13 protein-coding genes are annotated in these 17043 nt (G+C 71.2%); 6 read left to right on the top strand and 7 right to left on the bottom strand.

All coding sequences use genetic code 11. The annotated features are described in order from the left end of the window. Nucleotides 1-15 precede the first annotated feature (15 nt). The 4 genes from AMO33_RS13235 to AMO33_RS13220 all read left to right on the top strand — a co-directional run bounded on the left by AMO33_RS13235 (nucleotide 16) and on the right by AMO33_RS13220 (nucleotide 6407). Nucleotides 16-1011: a sulfate/molybdate ABC transporter ATP-binding protein gene (locus AMO33_RS13235; RefSeq protein ID WP_011207937.1), complete on the top strand. Its 996-nt coding sequence runs from the start codon at nucleotides 16-18 to the stop codon at nucleotides 1009-1011. A gap of 181 nt (nucleotides 1012-1192) precedes the next feature. After that, nucleotides 1193-2197 carry an AurF N-oxygenase family protein gene (locus AMO33_RS13230; protein ID WP_041560754.1) on the top strand — a complete coding sequence of 335 codons (1005 nt, stop codon included), beginning with the start codon at nucleotides 1193-1195 and terminating at the stop codon, nucleotides 2195-2197. A gap of 13 nt (nucleotides 2198-2210) precedes the next feature. Beyond that, nucleotides 2211-3800, top strand: coding sequence for an FAD-dependent oxidoreductase (locus AMO33_RS13225; protein ID WP_076573573.1), 1590 nt, complete (start codon nucleotides 2211-2213; stop codon nucleotides 3798-3800). 552 nt (nucleotides 3801-4352) lie between these two features. After that, nucleotides 4353-6407: an Hsp70 family protein gene (locus AMO33_RS13220; protein WP_159005593.1), complete on the top strand. Its 2055-nt coding sequence runs from the start codon at nucleotides 4353-4355 to the stop codon at nucleotides 6405-6407. A 100-nt stretch (nucleotides 6408-6507) separates the two neighbouring features. Here the strand turns inward: AMO33_RS13220 and AMO33_RS13215 are convergent, their stop codons facing one another. Further along, a complete protein-coding gene (locus tag AMO33_RS13215; protein WP_060592799.1) occupies nucleotides 6508-7206 on the bottom strand; it encodes an SGNH/GDSL hydrolase family protein in 699 nt (232 codons plus the stop codon). After that, nucleotides 7203-8615 (bottom strand): MFS transporter, encoded by a 1413-nt coding sequence (locus AMO33_RS13210; protein ID WP_060592798.1) that lies wholly within the window; start codon nucleotides 8613-8615, stop codon nucleotides 7203-7205. The genes AMO33_RS13215 and AMO33_RS13210 overlap by 4 nt, the downstream gene beginning before the upstream one ends. Nucleotides 8616-8712: 97 nt before the next feature. On the opposite strand from AMO33_RS13210, the gene AMO33_RS13205 reads away from it, so the two are divergent. Further along, entirely contained in the window at nucleotides 8713-9321 is a 609-nt protein-coding gene (locus AMO33_RS13205) for a TetR/AcrR family transcriptional regulator (RefSeq protein ID WP_060592797.1), read from the top strand. Between the two features lie 105 nt (nucleotides 9322-9426). Beyond that, on the top strand, nucleotides 9427-11037 hold the full coding sequence (locus tag AMO33_RS13200; RefSeq protein WP_060592796.1) for a cation:proton antiporter: 1611 nt from the start codon (nucleotides 9427-9429) through the stop codon (nucleotides 11035-11037). Nucleotides 11038-11084: 47 nt separating this feature from the next. Here AMO33_RS13200 and AMO33_RS13195 read toward each other — a convergent pair whose 3' ends face one another. The 5 genes from AMO33_RS13195 to AMO33_RS13175 are packed head-to-tail and all read right to left on the bottom strand — an operon-like array spanning nucleotide 11085 to nucleotide 16623. Then, a complete protein-coding gene (locus AMO33_RS13195; RefSeq protein ID WP_060592795.1) occupies nucleotides 11085-11861 on the bottom strand; it encodes a sirohydrochlorin chelatase in 777 nt (258 codons plus the stop codon). A gap of 1 nt (nucleotide 11862) precedes the next feature. Beyond that, nucleotides 11863-13206, bottom strand: a complete 1344-nt coding sequence (locus tag AMO33_RS13190) for a sulfate adenylyltransferase subunit 1 (RefSeq protein ID WP_011207946.1) — start codon at nucleotides 13204-13206, stop codon at nucleotides 11863-11865. Then, nucleotides 13206-14150, bottom strand: coding sequence for a sulfate adenylyltransferase subunit CysD (gene cysD / locus AMO33_RS13185; RefSeq protein ID WP_011207947.1), 945 nt, complete (start codon nucleotides 14148-14150; stop codon nucleotides 13206-13208). The genes AMO33_RS13190 and cysD overlap by 1 nt, the downstream gene beginning before the upstream one ends. After that, nucleotides 14147-14866, bottom strand: coding sequence for a phosphoadenylyl-sulfate reductase (locus AMO33_RS13180; protein WP_060592794.1), 720 nt, complete (start codon nucleotides 14864-14866; stop codon nucleotides 14147-14149). Before AMO33_RS13180 ends, cysD begins: the two co-directional genes overlap by 4 nt. Nucleotides 14867-14904: 38 nt before the next feature. Continuing rightward, nucleotides 14905-16623 (bottom strand): nitrite/sulfite reductase, encoded by a 1719-nt coding sequence (locus AMO33_RS13175; protein ID WP_060592793.1) that lies wholly within the window; start codon nucleotides 16621-16623, stop codon nucleotides 14905-14907. Nucleotides 16624-17043 lie beyond the last annotated feature (420 nt).

Genomic DNA, 17043 nt, shown 5'->3' with positions numbered 1-17043 from the left:
CCGCAGAGGCACGCCATGATCACCGTCACCAACGCCCGCAAGAACTACGGCAACTTCGCCGCGCTCGACGACGTCACCATCGAGATCCCCTCGGGTGAGCTGACCGCGCTGCTCGGCCCGTCCGGCTCCGGCAAGTCGACGCTGTTGCGCTCCATCGCCGGTCTGGAAGCCCTCGACGACGGCGTCGTGGTGATCGCGGGCAAGGACGTCACCCGGGTGGCGCCGCAGAAGCGCGACATCGGGTTCGTCTTCCAGCACTACGCGGCGTTCAAGCACATGACCGTGCGCGACAACGTCGCCTTCGGCCTGAAGATCCGCAAGCGGCCCAAGGCCGAGATCACCAAACGGGTCGACGAACTGCTGGGCATCGTCGGCTTGGACGGCTTCCAGCACCGCTATCCCGCGCAGCTGTCCGGCGGCCAGCGCCAGCGCATGGCGCTGGCCCGCGCGTTGGCGGTGGACCCGCAGGTGCTGCTGCTGGACGAGCCGTTCGGCGCCCTCGACGCCAAGGTGCGCGCCGATCTGCGCACCTGGCTGCGCAGGCTGCACGAGGAGGTGCACGTCACCACCGTGCTGGTCACCCACGACCAGGAGGAGGCGCTCGACGTCGCCGACCGGATCGCGGTGATGAACAAGGGCCGCATCGAGCAGGTCGGCACCCCCGAGGACGTCTACGACCGGCCCGCGAACGAGTTCGTGATGTCCTTCCTCGGTGACGTCGCCCGGCTCAACGGCCACCTGGTGCGGCCGCACGACATCCGGGTGGGCCGCGATCCCAGCATGGCGCTGGCCGCGCACGAGGGCACCGCGGAGTCGGCGGGTGTCACCCGGGCCACGGTGGAGCGGGTGGTGCACCTCGGGTTCGAGGTCAGGGTGGAGCTGCGCAACGCCGCGACCGGCGACCTGTTCTCCGCGCAGGTGACCCGCGGCGACGCCGAGGCGCTGCGCCTGACCGACGGGGAGACGGTGTACGCGCGGGCCACCCGGATTCCGGAGCTGCCGACGCAGTAACTGTGACCGAGAGTGCCGGACGCCGCTGGGCGTCCGGCACTTTTTCATGTCGCGTGCCGCGTGTTTTCGCAGGTGGGACGGGGTGACGGCGATCGATGATCTTGTCGGGTTGACCTACTCGCGCGTAGGTGTAACTATTGGAAACAGTTAATCGGTCCCCTGAGGAGAGGCAGTGACGACGATGTCGACAGCCGCGACGCCCGATATCGACCCCGATCTCGCGAAGGCGCAGGAGTACGCCGCCAAGCTGCTGCTGCTGTCCGAGGGCTCGGTGAACCGGCACTTCGACCCCTTCGAGGACATCGACTGGGACAACCCCGACTACGCCGCCACCGCCGGTGAGGAGCGCTGGATCCTTCCGCAGTCGGCCGATCCGCTCGGCCGGCACCCGTGGTACCTCGCGCTGCCCAAGGACAAGCAGATCGAGATCGGCAAGTACCGCCAGGCCAACGTCGCCAAGGTCGGCCTACAGTTCGAGTCGATCCTCATCAGCGGCATGGTGATCCACAACTTCGGCCTGCCCAACGGCTCCCCGGAGTTCCGCTACTGCTCCCACGAGATGATCGAGGAGCACAACCACACCCTGATGTTCCAGGAGATGGTCAACCGCATCGGCATCGATGTGCCGGGCATGGGCCCCCTGGTCAGCAAGTTCAAGTACCTGGCTGCGCCGGTGGCCGCGCTCGCCCCCAACCTGTTCTTCATGGCCGTGCTCGCGGGTGAGGAGCCCATCGACCACATCCAGAAGCAGATCCTGCGCTCCGGCGAAGAGGTCCACCCGATCATGCTCGGCGTGATGGCCATCCACGTCGCCGAGGAGGCCCGCCACATCTCCTTCGCGCACGAGTTCCTCAAGACCCACGTGCCCGAGGTCAACGCGGCCAACAAGTTCGTGCTGTCGCTGGCCATGCCGCTGGTGATGTGGATCCTCGGCCGCTCCATCGCCACCCCGCCCAAGTCGTTCTTCAAGGAGTTCGGCATCCCGGAGAAGGTGCGCAAGGAGCTGTTCTACGGCTCGAAGGAGGCCAAGCAGGTCTTCAGCGACTACTTCGTGGACGTGCGCGCGCTGGCCAAGGAACTGGGCCTGATGAACCCGATCGCCAAGCGGGTGTGGAAGCTGCTGAAGATCGACGGCCCGTCCAGCCGCTACCGGTCCGAGCCGCTGCGCCTGGTCACGGCCGGCTGATCGGCGGAAGACCATGCCCTACGTCGTCACCCAATCCTGTTGCAGTGACGCCTCGTGCGTGTACGCCTGCCCGGTCAACTGCATCCATCCCACGCCCGACGAGCCGGACTTCCTGACGGCGGAGATGCTCTACGTCGACCCGCAGGCGTGCGTGGACTGCGGTGCGTGCGCCACCGCCTGCCCCGTCGACGCGATCACCTCTTCGAAGAAGCTGACCGCCGAGCAGCTGCCCTTCATCGAGATCAACGCCGACTTCTACCGGCAGGAGCGGCCCCGGCCGCTGTTGGCGCGTCCGGTGCCCGCGCCGCGGATCGAGACCGAACGGTCCCCGCTGCGGGTGGCGATCGTGGGTTCGGGTCCGTCGGCGATGTACGCCGCCGACGAGTTGCTCACCCAGCCGAACGTCGCGGTGACCGTGTTCGACCGGCTCCCGGTGCCCTACGGCCTGGCCCGGCACGGCGTTGCGCCGGATCACGCGAAGACCCGGCAGGTCAGCAGGCTCTTCGACGTCATCTCCGCGCAGCCGGGCTTCGGCTCGTACCTGAACGTGGCGGTGGGCGAGCACATCTCGCACGAGGAACTGCTGCGGTACTTCCACGCGGTGATCTACGCGGTGGGCGCGTCCTCGGACCGCAAGCTCGGCATCCCCGGTGAGGGACTGCCCGGCAACGTCTCGGCCACCGACTTCGTCGCCTGGTACAACGGCCACCCCGACCACGCCGACGATCGGTTCGATCTGACCCAGCGGCGCGCGGTCATCGTCGGCAACGGCAACGTCGCCCTCGACGTCGCCCGCATCCTGACCAGCGACCCGGCCACTCTCGCGGGCACCGACGTCGCGCCGTACGCCCTGGCTGCGCTGCGCGAGAGCAAGATCGAGGAAGTGGTGGTGCTCGGCAGGCGCGGCCCGGCCGAATCCGCCTTCACCGTGCCGGAGTTCGTCGGCCTGCTCGGTGCCGACGTGGACATCGTGGTCGAGGGCGAGCTGCCCGAGATCACCGCGGACCTGCTGTACAAGATCGAGCAGAAGCTGCGCCTGCTGCACCAGGTCGCGCGGCGGCCGGTGGGCGAGCGCAAGCGGATCGTGTTCCGCTACCTGGCCTCGCCCGCGCAGGTGCTCGGCACCGACCGGGTCACCGGCCTGGAGGTGACGCGCAACGAGCTGGTCACCGACGCGGACGGCCGCACCACCGCGGTGCCCACCGACGTCACCGAGCGCATCGACGCCGGTCTGGTGCTCACCTCGGTCGGCTACCGGGGCGTGCCGCTGCCGGGGCTGCCGTTCGACGAGCGCGGCGGCGTCATTCCCAACCGCGCCGGGCGGGTGCTCGACCGTGCCGAGGGCGAACCGCTGACCGGCGCCTACGTGACCGGCTGGATCAAGCGCGGCCCCACCGGGTTCATCGGCACGAACAAGTCGTGCGCGCAGGAGACGGTGCAGCAACTGGCCGACGATTTCAACGCCGGACGGCTGCCGGACCCGGTGCACGGTGCCGAGGAGTTCGACCGGCTCGTGCGGGCGCGCAGGCCCGAGGCGATCGCCGGCGGCGCGGTCGCGCCGCGACACGAGCGCGGGCTGCGGAAGCTGCTGGCGCGGGTGTGAGCGAGCGGGCCGCCGTGGGGCGGCCCGAACGGCGGTGAGTGAGCGGCGCATCGGAAACCGATGCGCCGCTCTCCTTTTCCCCGCGGTACGGCCGGCGCGGTGAAAACAGACCGATTGTCCGGCGACGGTCGTGCTTGGCATACCGACCGACCGGTAACAAGCGAATCGCCGGCAATGGGGGAAATGCGCTGTGTCCAGCGATGTCTCGCTATTTGCTCGTGCCCGCTCGTGGGACGGCCCGGCGGGTGGCCATGGTTCACGCCATGGTCGCTGCTCGGTAGCGGAAGATCCTCCCGCTCAGTGCATTTCCGGCGTGTCGAGGGGACTTGATGCCCGCTTGTACCGCGTCTTCCTGCGACTTCGTGCCGAAATGTACCGAAGTGCACATGAATTGATACGGAATCGACACGCGCGGCGCGGATCGTCAGTTACCCTATGTGAGCTGTTTGGAAGACGACCGCGGCCACACGGCTGGACTGTGTGCTGGACGTGGTCTCGGTGCGTTGACGGGATGGCGAATTGTCTCTGTGCGTGGGTTTCAGCATCGGTGCGGTGAACTCCGTGTCCGCCGCGGTCACCACTACTCGGCCCCGGCCGTCGATCCGGGTCCGGCGCACCGCCCTCACCTTCGATGACGCCGGCGCGGCGGTCCGCGTCGGGGGCGTGCCGCGGGTCGACTCGGCCGTCACCGATTTCGCGGATCTGGCGCGCGATCCCGAACCACTGCTACTCGGGGGTCGCCTCTACACCGCGCCCGGTCTCGTCGCCACCGTGCTCCGTGAACTGATCGGCGGCACCGAGGCCGTCGCGGGTGCGGTCCTCACCTATCCGGCGGTGTACTCGGACAAGCAGGTCGCCCTGTTGCGCCAGGCGCTCGACCTCTCCGGCGCCCGCGAGGTGATGCTGGTCCCCGAGCCGGTCGCCGCCGCGGAGTGGCTGGCGCACGAGCACGGCCCGCTCGAGTCCGGCTTCGTCCTGGTGTACGACCTCGGCGCCACCAGCCTCGATGTCACCGTCGTGCGGGTCGGCCCGGACTGGCCCGATCACCCGATCGTGGGAAATCCCCGGCGCTGCTACGACTTCGGCGGGCGACCGCTCGGGACGATGCTCGCCCGCTACTCGCGCGGCGCGGTCACCGGGTCGGTCTCGCTCACCTCGCTGGTCGATGTCGACGGCCTGCGTGCCGAGCACGTGCGCGACTCGTTCGAGGTCGTCCGGGCCGCGGTGCGCTCCACCGGCCGCAGCCTCTCCGACATCGACCGCGTGCTGGTCGTCGGCGGTGCGGCCCGCCCGCCCGAGGTGGCGGCGACCCTGGCCGAGCTGGGCAGGCCGGTGGTCACGGCCGCCGACCCGGCACACATCACCGCCGCGGGCGCGGCCCATTTCGCCGCGCGCGTCTTCGCGCCCGAGCTCGGCGAGTCGCACTCCGCGCGCGGGGTGGTGTTCTCGGGCGCCGCGGTCGCGTCCGCGATCGCGGTCTCGGCGGCGACCGTGCTCGGCGGCACCGCCGAGCCGGTGCTGGCGCCGGTCCTGCAGCGCTTCCCGGAACTGCCGGTGCCGCTGGAGGCGCTGCCGCACGCGTCCTACACCGGCGCGGTCGTGGATCACGGTGTCCGCCACGGTGTTCCACTAGGGTTGACCCAGCCCGTCGCCGGGCTCACCCGCAATCCGCACGGCCGTTACGCCGCCACCGCCACCGACCGGCCCGCCGGACCGACCATCGCGGAATCCCGCCGCGGTGCGCACAACGATCCCCGGACCGAGCGGTACCCCGCGCTCTACGCCGACCCGGCGCACTTCACCAACCCGCTGCCGTTCGGGTGGGCCACCCTCGACAGCGAATGGGAGCGGCCGACTCCGCCGAGCCCGGCGCCGGGCACGAACACACCACCGGCACAGCCGGGTTCGGGCCCCGCGCCCGGTCAGCCGGCTACCGGCCCCGCCCAGGGGACGCCGGTCAGCGATCCCGGTGTGCCCGCGCCGGGCGGTGCGCAGCCCTCGGCTCCCGCTGCCGGTGGGTCGGTGCCCGCGGGTACCGAGGCAGCGCCGGGCACCGGCGCGGACGGAACGGCGGAGACGAATACCGGTGGGGATCAACCGGGTTCGGGGGCCGCGAGTGACGGCGGCGGAGCCGAAGGTGCGCCGGGAAGCGACGGTGCCAGTTCGGGCGGCGCGTCCGGCGGAACCACCGACGGTTCGGGCGGCGCGTCCTCCGGGGGTGAGAGTTCCGGTGATGCTTCCGGTGGTGGCTCGGGGGCCGCGGACTCCGGCGGTTCCGATGGCGGTTCGGCGGGCGCGGGCTCCGGTGGTTCGGGCGGGGCGTCCTCCGGTGCCGGCGGCGGTTCCGGTGGCGGCACGTCCGCCGGTGGTTCGGGTGGTTCCGGCGGCGAGTCGTCGGGCGGGACGCCGGGTGACCGGAACGGTTCGGGGGCGAGTTCGTCCGGCACGTCGTCGAAGGGTTCGGATTCCGGCGGCGCGGGGTCGGGCGGTGGCTCGAAGTCCGGCGGCGGTAAGGGCGGCGGTAAGGGTGGCGGCGGCAAGTCCGACGGTGGCTCCCGCTCCGGTGGCGGGAACGGCGGTTCCGGCGGTGGCTCGGGCGACCGCTGACCGCCGGCGTACCCGTCCCCGTCGACCGGCCACCGGACCGGCGCGGCGTCGCGCCGGCCACCGTGTGGAGTGGGAAGCCGGTCGACGGGGACGTGGGCGCTCAGCCTGCGGCCGGGTTCACCGGCACGAGAGTACCCAGCGCGCGGATCATTTCGGTGGCGACGACGGCATGCCCACCGGTCCCGAAGTGGATGAGGTCGGCGCTCATCAGATCGGGACGCAGACGCAGCGGATGCCGCCAGAAGTCGACCAGCAGGGCGTCGTGGTCGGCCGCGACATCGCGGATCACCGCGTTCATGGCGGTCATGCGCTCGCGCATCGGCCGCATGTCCGCCATGCGCTCGACCTCCCACACGTCGGCGACGGTGAACGTACACAGCTGCGCGCCGGTGGCGCGCAGCGCGGTGAACATCGCGTCGAGGTTGTCGCGTAGCCCGTCCAGGTCCGGTTCGGTGGCGAACATGTCGTTGCCGCCGCAGATCACGTGCACCAGGTCGGGCGCGAACTCGAGCACCCGGGGGAGTTGGTCTTCGCGAACCTGGGCCGAGGTGGCGCCCATCCGGCCGGTGTTGAGGTAGGCCAGGCCGGGGACCACCGCCCGCAGGGCGTCGGCGACGCGCTCGGCCCATCCGACCGCGCGGTAGCCGGGCGTGGGGTCGCCGATGCCCTGCGCGATGGAGTCGCCGAGCACCGCGTACCGGCGCCACGGCGCACCACGCAGGAGCGCGCGGGCGGCGCCGGGATCGAGGAGCATCGGGTCGTCGGCCTCGGTGTGGGATCCGATCGTGGTCTCGCTCATGGCTGTTCCTGTCGGGAGGGGAGGGCGGTGAGGACGGCCGTCAGCGCGGCGATGGCCGCGCAGACGGCGAAGTGGGTGTGCAGGCCGGTGAGCGCGTCGCCGGGATGGGCGGCGAGCACTGCGGCCATCACGGCGACTCCGAGCGCGCCGCCCACCTGGCGGGCGGTGAGGTTCATGCCGATGCCCGCGGCGAACTGCTCCGGTGGCAGCGCCGCGGCCGCGGCCGTGCCGAGCGCGGTGAGCACCAGCCCGATCCCGCCGCCGCCGAGCACGCCGGCGGGGATCCAGGCCGTCCACAGCGCCGGATCGGGGCCGAAGGAGTCGCTGCTCATCCACAGCGCGGCGGCCGCGAACAGCAGCGCGCCCAGCACTCCCGCCCACCGCCGCACGGCGGGCGCGGTGATCCGCCCGGCCGCCGTGGCGGTGATCATCGAGGTCAGCGCACCGGCCGTCATCGCCCCCGCCGATCCGAGCACCGAGTAGCCCCACACCGCGTCGAGGAACAGCGGCCCGGCCATCAGCCAGGAGTACATCGCGCCCGCGAACACGAAGGAGGCGGCGTTCGCCAGCGCGTACGGCCTGCTGCGCCACAGGCCGACGGCCAGCGCCGCGCCGGCCGCGCGCCCGGTGACGGTCAGGCGGGCCGAGCGGGCGATCGCGACCGCCACCAGGGCCGCGCCCACGCCGAGCGCGAGCAGGGTGGTGGGGGCGGTCCACCCCCACCGCTGGCCTTCGGTGACACCGACGACGAGTCCGCCGAGTCCGAGGGCGACGGCAATGGTGCCGACCGGGTCGGGCAGGCCGCTGCCCGGTGGCCGCAGGCCCGTCTCGGGGAGCCCGCGGGCGGGCAGCATCAGTGCCAGGGCGATCGGCACGTTGACGACGAAGACGGCGCGCCAGCCGAAGGCCTCCACCAGCGCCCCGCCCAGCGGCGGGCCGACCACCGCCGCGAAACTGCCCGCGGCGGACCAGGCGCCGATCGCCGCACCGATCCGCTCGCGCGGTGTCACGGCGAGGATCAGGCCGAGGGCGGCGGGCATCATCAGCGCGGCCGCGGCGCCCTGCGCCACCCGTCCCGCGATCAGGGTCGCGGCGTCGGGTGCCAGCCCGCACAGCAGCGAGGTCAGTGCGAAGGCGGCCAACGCGATCCGGAACAGCCTGCGCCTGCCGAGGGCGTCGGCGAAGCGGCCCGCCGGGGTGAGCAGGGCGGCGAAGGCCACGCCGTAACCGCTGACGACCCAGGTGAGGGTCGTGACGGGGGTGTCGGGGTAGTCGCGGGCGAGCGAGGGGAAGGCGATGTTGACGACCGAGAGGTCGAGCAGGGCGATGAAGGTGGCGCCGCAGGCGATCAGCAAGGTGCGGCGTGCGAGGTTCGGCGGACGCTGGGTCCGCTCGGACACCGTGGTCATGGGGTTCCTTCGAGAAGAGAACGGGAACAAGAAGTACGATCGTTCGTGTACTTAAAGTACGACCGACCGTTCGTATTCACAACCCCGCGGTGGAAGAATGGGGCTTATGGCCGAACTGATCACCGACCAACGCCTGGTCAAGGGCGCCCGCTCCCGCGCGGCGATCGCCCGCCACGCCGCCGACGTCGCCTCCGTGGAAGGACTGGACGGGCTGAGTATCGGCAGGCTCGCCACCGATCTGGGCGTCAGCAAGAGCGGCATCGCCACCCTGTTCGGCTCCAAGCAGGCGTTGCAGCTGGCCGCGGTGCGGGCCGCGCGCGAGGTCTTCATCGAGCGGATCGTCGAGCCCGCCGTGCGCGAACCGCGTGGCCTGCCCCGGGTCCGCGCCCTGGTGACCCGCTGGCTCGACTACATCACCGACCCGGTGTTTCCCGGTGGCTGTTTCCGCGCCGCGACCCTGGCCGAGTTCGACAGCAGACCCGGCCCGGTCCGGGACGCCCTGGTCGCCGATCACGCCGAGTGGATGGCGTTGTTGGAGAAGCAACTTCGCCACGCCGTCGACCGCGACGAACTGCCCGGGCGCGACCCGGCCGCTCTGGCCTTCGAACTCGACGCCCTGGTCACCGCCGCCAACACCGCCCGTCAACTGGGCGACGAGACCAAGCTCGCCACGGCCCGCGCGATCATCGACCGGCTGCTCACCTGACCCGCCACGAGGTCGCCGCATGCGATCCGACATCGGGGACAGCCGGTTCCGACGCTCCCGGCGATGGTCCGGGATTCGTCCGCCCGGATCTGGGAGGGTCGGAGCATGGCGGAGTTGTTGATCGGCGGGGTCGTGATGCTGATCGTGATCGCCGGCGCGGCCACCGTGGGCCCGAAGCTCGGGGTGGCCGCACCGCTGATCCTGGTCGCGGTGGGCATCGTCGGGAGCGTGGTGCCCTTCGTGCCCGAGGTGGAGATCGATCCGGAGTGGGTACTGGAAGGCTTGCTGCCGCCGCTGCTGTACTCGTCCGCCGTCGCGATGCCCACGATGAACTTCCGCCGCGATTTCGGTGCCATCGGTGGGCTCTCGGTGGTGCTGGTCGTGCTGACCGCGGTGACCCTCGGGGTGTTCTTCGCCTGGGCGATTCCCGGTCTGAGCCTGGCGTGGGGGATCGCGCTGGGCGCGGTGATCAGCCCGACCGATGCGGTGGCGACCTCGATCATCCGGCAGGCGCCCGTGCCGCGGCGGGTGGTGGCGATCCTGGACGGGGAGTCGCTGCTCAACGACGCGACCGCGCTGGTGCTGCTGCGCACCGCGATCGCGGCCACCGCGGCGGCGTTCTCCTTCGGTGCGGCGGTGGGCACGTTCGCGTGGTCGGTGCTGGTGGCGGTCGTGGTCGGCGGTGTGGTGGGGTGGGCGAATCTGGCGGTGCGGCACCGGGTCGCCGATGCGACGGTGAACACCGTGATTTCGTTCACGGTGCCGTTCGTCGCGTCCGTCCCCACCGAACTGCTCGGCGGGTCGGGGCTCGTCGCCGCGGTGGTGGCCGGGATCGTCACCGGGTACCGCGCGCCGCGCATGCTCTCGGCTCGGCACCGGCTCTCGGACTCGCAGAACTGGCGCACGATCGAGGTGGTGCTGGAAGGAATCGTCTTCCTCACCATGGGCCTGCATCTGTCGGGCATCGTCGCCGAGGTGCACCGCGAGCACGCCGGGATCGGCTCGGCGTTGCTGGTCGCGGTGGGTGCGCTGGTGCTGGGTCTGTTGGTGCGCGCGGGTTACGTGGGGCTGCTGCTGGCCGCCCTGGCCCACCGTGCGCGCCGCAGCGTCGCGCTGCAACCGCGGATCCGGCAGTTCGGCGAGCGGCTCGCCCGCCGCGTGGCCGAGGGCGAGCCCGCGGGCCGGTCGATCCCCGAGCGCCGGGTGCGCCGGGCCGGTAGCCGGGTGCGCCGCGCGCTGGCCGACATCGACTACTTCCTCGCCCAGCCGCTCGGCCCCCGCGAGGGCTTCGTCGTGGTGTTGGCCGGGATGCGCGGCGCGATCACGGTCGCCGCCGCGCAGACCCTGCCCGCCGACACCCCGAACCGGCCGCTGTTGATCTTCGTCGCGTTCGCGGTGGCGACCCTCTCGCTGTTGTGCCAGGGCGCGACCGTCGGCCCGCTGGTGCGCCGCCTGCTCGGCCCCGCCCGGCCGGGCGACGACTTGCGGGACGAGCGCGCGAGTGTGCTCGAACTGCTGCGCACCGTCTCGGCCGGGGTACCGCGCGATCCGTCCGCCTCGCCGAAGCAGCACCGGCTGGCGGTCCTGTCGGCCCAGCGCGCGGCCATCCTGGACGCGCGCGACGACGGCGCTTTCGACGCCGAGGTGTTGCAGGCGGCGCTGTCGAACATCGACGCCGCCCAGATCGCGCTCGAAATGCGCGGCGGTCCGGTCTGATCCAGCGACTCACCGTGACCTGCCCGGGCAACGCCGCCACGAGCAGCTCAGGCCGACAGCGGCAGCGCGGCCGTCACCGCCGCGTCGTAGCGGTCCCACACCACCTCGGCGAACGCCCGGTGCGCGCCGAGCACGTCGGCGTGGATCGCGTCGGGCGCGGCCGCGTGCAGACGGTCGGTCAGCAGGCCGGGCGCCAGGAACCACGGCGCGACCACGACCCGGTCCGCGCCCCGGGCCCGCAACCGCGCGACGGCCGCGGGCAGACCGGGTTCGGCCGTGGCGAAACAGGATTCGGTGAGCCAGCCGGTCCGTGCGGTGAGTGCGCGGGCCACCGCGGCGGTGCGGGCGTTGGCGGCGGGGGAGGAGGAACCGACCGCGGCCACCGCCACGCCACGCCGAGCCGGATCGCCCGCCGGGTCGGCCGCCCGCACCCGTTCGGCCAGGACGGCGATCAGCCGGGGATCGGGGCCGAGCACCTCGGCTTGATCCAGGCGCAACCGCGGATGCGCGGCCCGCCCGGCATCCAGCAGACCCGGCAGATCGACCCGGGCGTGGAAGGCGCTGCCCAGCAGCAACGGCACCACGACGGCGTGCGCGTGCCCGTGGGCCGCGACGGCGTCGACGACCTGTGCCACCGCGGGCGTGCTCAGGTCGAGGAAGGCCAGCCGCACGTCCACCTCCGGGCGGGCCGCGGCGACCGCGTCGACGACCGCGGACATGGTCGCCGCCGAGCGCGGATCCCGGCTGCCGTGCGCGACGGCGACGAGCGCCGGCGCGACGGCCACCCCGCGAGCCTGCCCCGGCGGGCCGAGCGCAGCGTTCATGTCAGGCGCCGGTACCGACCTCGACCGCCGTCAGCACGTCACCGACCAGGCCCGCGGCCAGCGTGTTGCCGCCCGCCGGGTCGATGAGCAGGAAGCTGCCGGTGTGCCGGTTGACCCGGTAGTCGTCGGCCGGGATCGGCTCGGCGACCCGCACCGAGATCCGGCCGATGTCGTTGAGCTCCAAGGCCTCCGGGCTCTCCTGCGCCGCCAGGCGCTGCTCGTCGAAGCGTTCGATGAGCGCGCCGACGATGGCCTGGGTGGTGCGGGTGCCGTGCTTGAGCAGCAGCCGGGCGCCGGGACGCAGCGGCTTGTCACCCAGCCAGCAGACGGTGGCGTCGAAGGTGTCCAGCGGCTCGGGCGCGTCGTCCACCGAGGCGATCAGGTCGCCACGGGAGATGTCGACCTCGTCGGACAGGATCAGCGTCACGCTGCGTCCGGTCTGCGCGACCGCCAGCTCGCCGTCGGGGGTGTCGATGCGCTCGACGGTGGTGCGCACGCCCGAGGGCAGCACCACGATCTCGTCACCCGGCGCGACCGACCCGGCGGCGATCTGCCCGGCATATCCGCGATAGTCCGGGTACTCGGCGGTGCGCGGCCTGATCACGTACTGCACCGGGAAGCGCAGCCCGATCGAGTGGGCGCCGGTGCTGTCGGCGTCCACCGGCACCGACTCCAGGTGCTCGATGAGCGAGGGGCCGTCGTAGTAGGGGGTGTTGTCGGAACGGCCGGCGATGTTGTCGCCGTGCAGCGCCGAGACCGGGATCTCCAGCACGTCCTCGTCGGCCCAGCCCAACCGGCTGGTGAGTTCGTTGAACTCCGCGGAGATGCGGGCGAACACCTCGGCCGCGTCCTCGACCAAGTCGATCTTGTTCACCGCGAGCACCAGCTTCGGCACACCGAGCAGGGCCAGCACGGCGGCGTGGCGGCGGGTCTGCTCGATGACGCCCTTGCGCGCGTCGACCAGCAGGATCACCAGCTGAGCCGTCGACGCGCCGGAGACGGTGTTGCGGGTGTACTGGACGTGCCCGGGGGTGTCGGCGAGCACGAACGAGCGCTTGGGCGTGGCGAAGTAGCGGTAGGCCACATCGATGGTGATGCCCTGTTCCCGCTCGGCCCGCAGGCCGTCGACCAGCAGCGAGAGATCCGGCGTGGCCAGGCCCTTGTCCACCGACGCGCGGGTCACGGCGTCGATCTGGTCGGCCAGCACCGACTTGGTGTCGAAGAGCAGCCTGCCCACCAGGGTGGACTTGCCGTCGTCGACGGAACCGGCGGTGGCCAGCCGCAGCAGCTGGGTCGGCGGCTCGGTGCGCACGTTCCGCTCGGCGGTGATCGGCTGAACGGACATCAGAAGTAACCCTCTCGCTTGCGGTCTTCCATCGCGGCCTCCGACACCCGGTCGTCGCCGCGGGTGGCGCCCCGTTCGGTGAGTCGCGAGGCGGCGACCTCGGCCAGGATCGCCTCGTTGGTCGCGGCCTCGGACAGGATCGCGCCGGTGGTGGAGCCGTCGCCGACGGTGCGGTAACGCACCGAGCGGGTCTCGAGCACCTCGCCCTCGCGCGGACCGCCCCACACGCCGGGGGTCATCCACATGCCGTCGCGCTGGTAGACCGGGCGCTGGTGGGCGTAGTAGATGCTGGCCAGGTCGACGTTCTCGCGGGTGATGTAGCGCCAGATGTCGAGCTCGGTCCAGTTGCTCAGCGGGAACACGCGCACGTGCTCGCCCGGGGCGTGGCGGCCGTTGTAGAGGTTCCACAGCTCCGGGCGCTGCCGCTTGGGGTCCCACTGGCCGAAGGCGTTGCGCAGCGAGAAGATCCGCTCCTTGGCCCGCGAGCGCTCCTCGTCGCGGCGGCCGCCGCCGAACACCGCGTCGAAACGGTTCTCGGAGATGGCGTCCAGCAGCGGCACGGTCTGCAGCGGGTTGCGGATGCCGTCGGGTCGCTCGGTGAGCCGGCCGTCGGCCAGGTACTCCTCGACACTGGCGACATGGAGCCGCAGGCCGTACTTCTCGACGACCTTGTCCCGGAACTCCAGCACCTCGGGCAGGTTGTGCCCGGTGTCGACGTGCAGCAGCGCGAACGGCAGCGGCGCGGGCCAGAACGCCTTGAGCGCCACGTGCAGCAGCACCGTGGAGTCCTTGCCGCCGGAGAACAGGATCACCGGCCGCTCGAACTCGCCCGCGACCTCACGGAAGATGTGGATGGCCTCGGACTCGAGCGCGGCGAGGGTGTCGAAATCGCTGATGCCGAGGGAACGCTCGGCGGTCTCGGTGGTGATCGTGGTGTCGTTCATGACTGGTGCAACCCGCATTCGGTCTTGGCGAGGCCGGCCCAACGGCCGCTTCGCGGATCGGATCCCGGCTCCGGCTTCCGTGTGCACGGTGCGCAGCCGATGGACGGATAACCCTCCTCCACCAGGGGATTGACGAGGATGCCGTGCGCGGCGATGTAGCTGTCCATGTCCTCGTCCGACCACGGTGCGATCGGGTTGATCTTCACCAGGCCGAAGGCTTCGTCGAAGGTGATCAGCGGCGCGTTCGCGCGGGTCGGCGCCTCCACCCGGCGGATGCCGGTGACCCAGGCGTTGTAGCCGGCCAGCGCGCGCTGCAACGGCACCACCTTGCGCAACCGGCAGCACTCGTTGGGGTCGCGGGCGAACAGATCCTTGCCGAGCAGCCGGTCCTGCTCGTCCACCGACTGCTCCGGGCGCACGTTCACCACGTTCACCCCGTACACCGCCTCCACGGCGTCGCGGGTGCCGATCGTCTCGGCGAAGTGGTAGCCGGTGTCCAGAAAGAGCACGTCCACCCCGGCCCGGACCTGGGCGGCCAGATGTACCAGCACGCCGTCCTGCATGTTCGAGGCGACGATGTAGCCGGTGCCGAAGGTCTCGTCGGTCCAGCGCAGCAGGTCCTGCGCCGAGGCGTCGGGGCCGAGCTCGGCCGCCCCGCGCTCGGCGATGGCCCGCAGCTCGTCCTCGGCCAGCTTCTCCGCGAGTTGGGTTGTCACAGTTGATCTCCCGTCACCACTGAATCGGTGTCCGCGCCTCAGCGCAGGTCGGCCTCGTCGGCGCGGACGGCCCACTGAGCGAACCGCTCACCGCCGTCGCGGTTCTTGACGAAGTTGCGCACGACGCGCTCGATGTAGTCGCCGAGTTCGGCGCTGGTCACCTTGTGCTGGCGCAGTTTCCGGCCGAAGCCGCTGTCCAGCCCGAGGCTGCCACCCAGATGAACCTGGAAGCCCTCGACCTGATTCCCGTTGCCGTCGTCGACCAGCTGGCCCTTGAACCCGATGTCGGCGATCTGCGAGCGGCCGCACGAGTTCGGGCAGCCGTTGATGTTCACCGTGATCGGCACGTCCAGCTCGGCGTTGATGTCGGCCAGGCGCTGCTCCAGCTCGGGGGCGAGCACCTGGGAGCGCTTGCGGGTCTCCACGAACGACAGCTTGCAGAACTCGATGCCGCTGCAGGCCAGCAGGTTTCGCCGCCACGCCGACGGGCGGGCCTGCAGGCCGAGCGGTTCGAGCTCGGCGATGAGCTGTTCGACCTTGTCGTCGGCGACGTCGAGCACGATCAGCTTCTGGTACGGGGTGAAGCGGATGCGGTCGGAGCCGATGCGCTCGACCGCGTCGGCGACCTCGGTGAGCACGGTGCCGGACACGCGGCCGGCGATGGGAGAGAAGCCCACGGCGTTGAGGCCGTTGCGCAGCCGCTGCACGCCAACGTGGTCGATCGGGCGGACCGGCTTCTCCGGCGCGGGCCCGTCGATCAGCTTGCGCTTCAGGTACTTCTCCTCGAGCACCTCGCGGAACTTCTCCACGCCCCAGTCCTTGATCAGGAACTTCAGGCGGGCCTTGGTGCGCAGGCGGCGGTAGCCGTAGTCGCGGTAGAGCGCCACGACGGCCTCCCACACGTCGGGCACCTCGTCCAGCGGCACCCACGCGCCGACCCGCTGGGCCAGCATCGGATTCGTGGACAGGCCACCGCCCACCCACAGATCCAGGCCGGGGCCGTGCTCGGGATGCACCACGCCGACGAAGGCGACGTCGTTGATCTCGTGCACCACGTCCTGCTGGCCGGAGATGGCGGTCTTGAACTTGCGCGGCAGGTTCGAGTAGCGCTTGTCGCCGATGTAGCGGCGCACGATCTCCTGGATCGCCGGGGTCGGGTCGATCACCTCGTCGAGGGATTCACCGGCCAGCGGCGAACCGAGCACCACGCGCGGGCAGTCGCCACAGGCCTCGGTGGTCTGCAGGCCGACCTCCTCGAGCCGCCGCCAGATCTCCGGCACGTTCTCGATCTCGATCCAGTGGTACTGCAGGTTCTCCCGATCCGACAGGTCCGCTGTATCCCGGGCGAACTCGGTGGAGATGCCGCCGAGGGTGCGCAACTGCGCGACGTTCAGGGCGCCGCCGTCGCAGCGCACCCGCATCATGAAGTACTTCGCCTCGAGCAGATCGATGTTCTCGTCACCGGTGAAGGTGCCGTCGTAGCCCTGCTCGCGCTGGGTGTAGAGACCCCACCAGCGGAACCGGCCGCGCAGGTCGCTCTTGTCGATACTGTCGAAGCCGTTGACCGCGTAGATGTTCTCGATCCGGGCGCGGACGTTGAGCGGGTTGTCGTCCTTCTTGTTCTGTTCGTTGGGGTTCAGCGGCTCGCGGTAGCCGAGCGCCCACTGGCCCTCGGACTTGCGGCGCACCGGCTTGCCGGTACGGGCACGCGTGGGCTTGGACTGAACGGTGGGACCGGCGTCGGTGCTCGACGTCATGGGGGTCGCTCCTGCTGGGTGGGTGGTACATCCGTGCTGAGGGCGCGAGGGGCTGACCCGCGCCGCGGTATCAGCGACAGGCTGCGCTCGGACGGATCGTTCGAGACCCGGGGACGTGACGCGTCGCTGCTCTACCGGTGCGAACCGGGCAGACAGCGGGCGCTGCAGACGCGCTTGTAGTCGACGTGGCGACGGGCCACAAGTCGAACTCCTGATGCGCGCATGACGCCCATTGTGCCATGTACGGTGGCCCGTTCTAACCCCGGTACCAGCATTTTCCGTGAAATCGCGGGAAATCCCCTGGATTCAACGGCTCGAGTGTGACGGCCGTCATAGGTCCGCCGCCGCGCCGCGGAGGGGATCTGTCCGTTTCGCCCGGCGGCCGTTGACCTCGAGCCCGCTCGAGGTTGCACGCTGAGG

It is taken from the genome of Nocardia farcinica (assembly GCF_001182745.1).
GTDB classification, from domain to species: domain Bacteria; phylum Actinomycetota; class Actinomycetes; order Mycobacteriales; family Mycobacteriaceae; genus Nocardia; species Nocardia farcinica.
The sequence above is the reverse complement of the archived record's forward strand: the minus strand, read 5'-3'. Positions and strand labels throughout refer to the sequence as shown.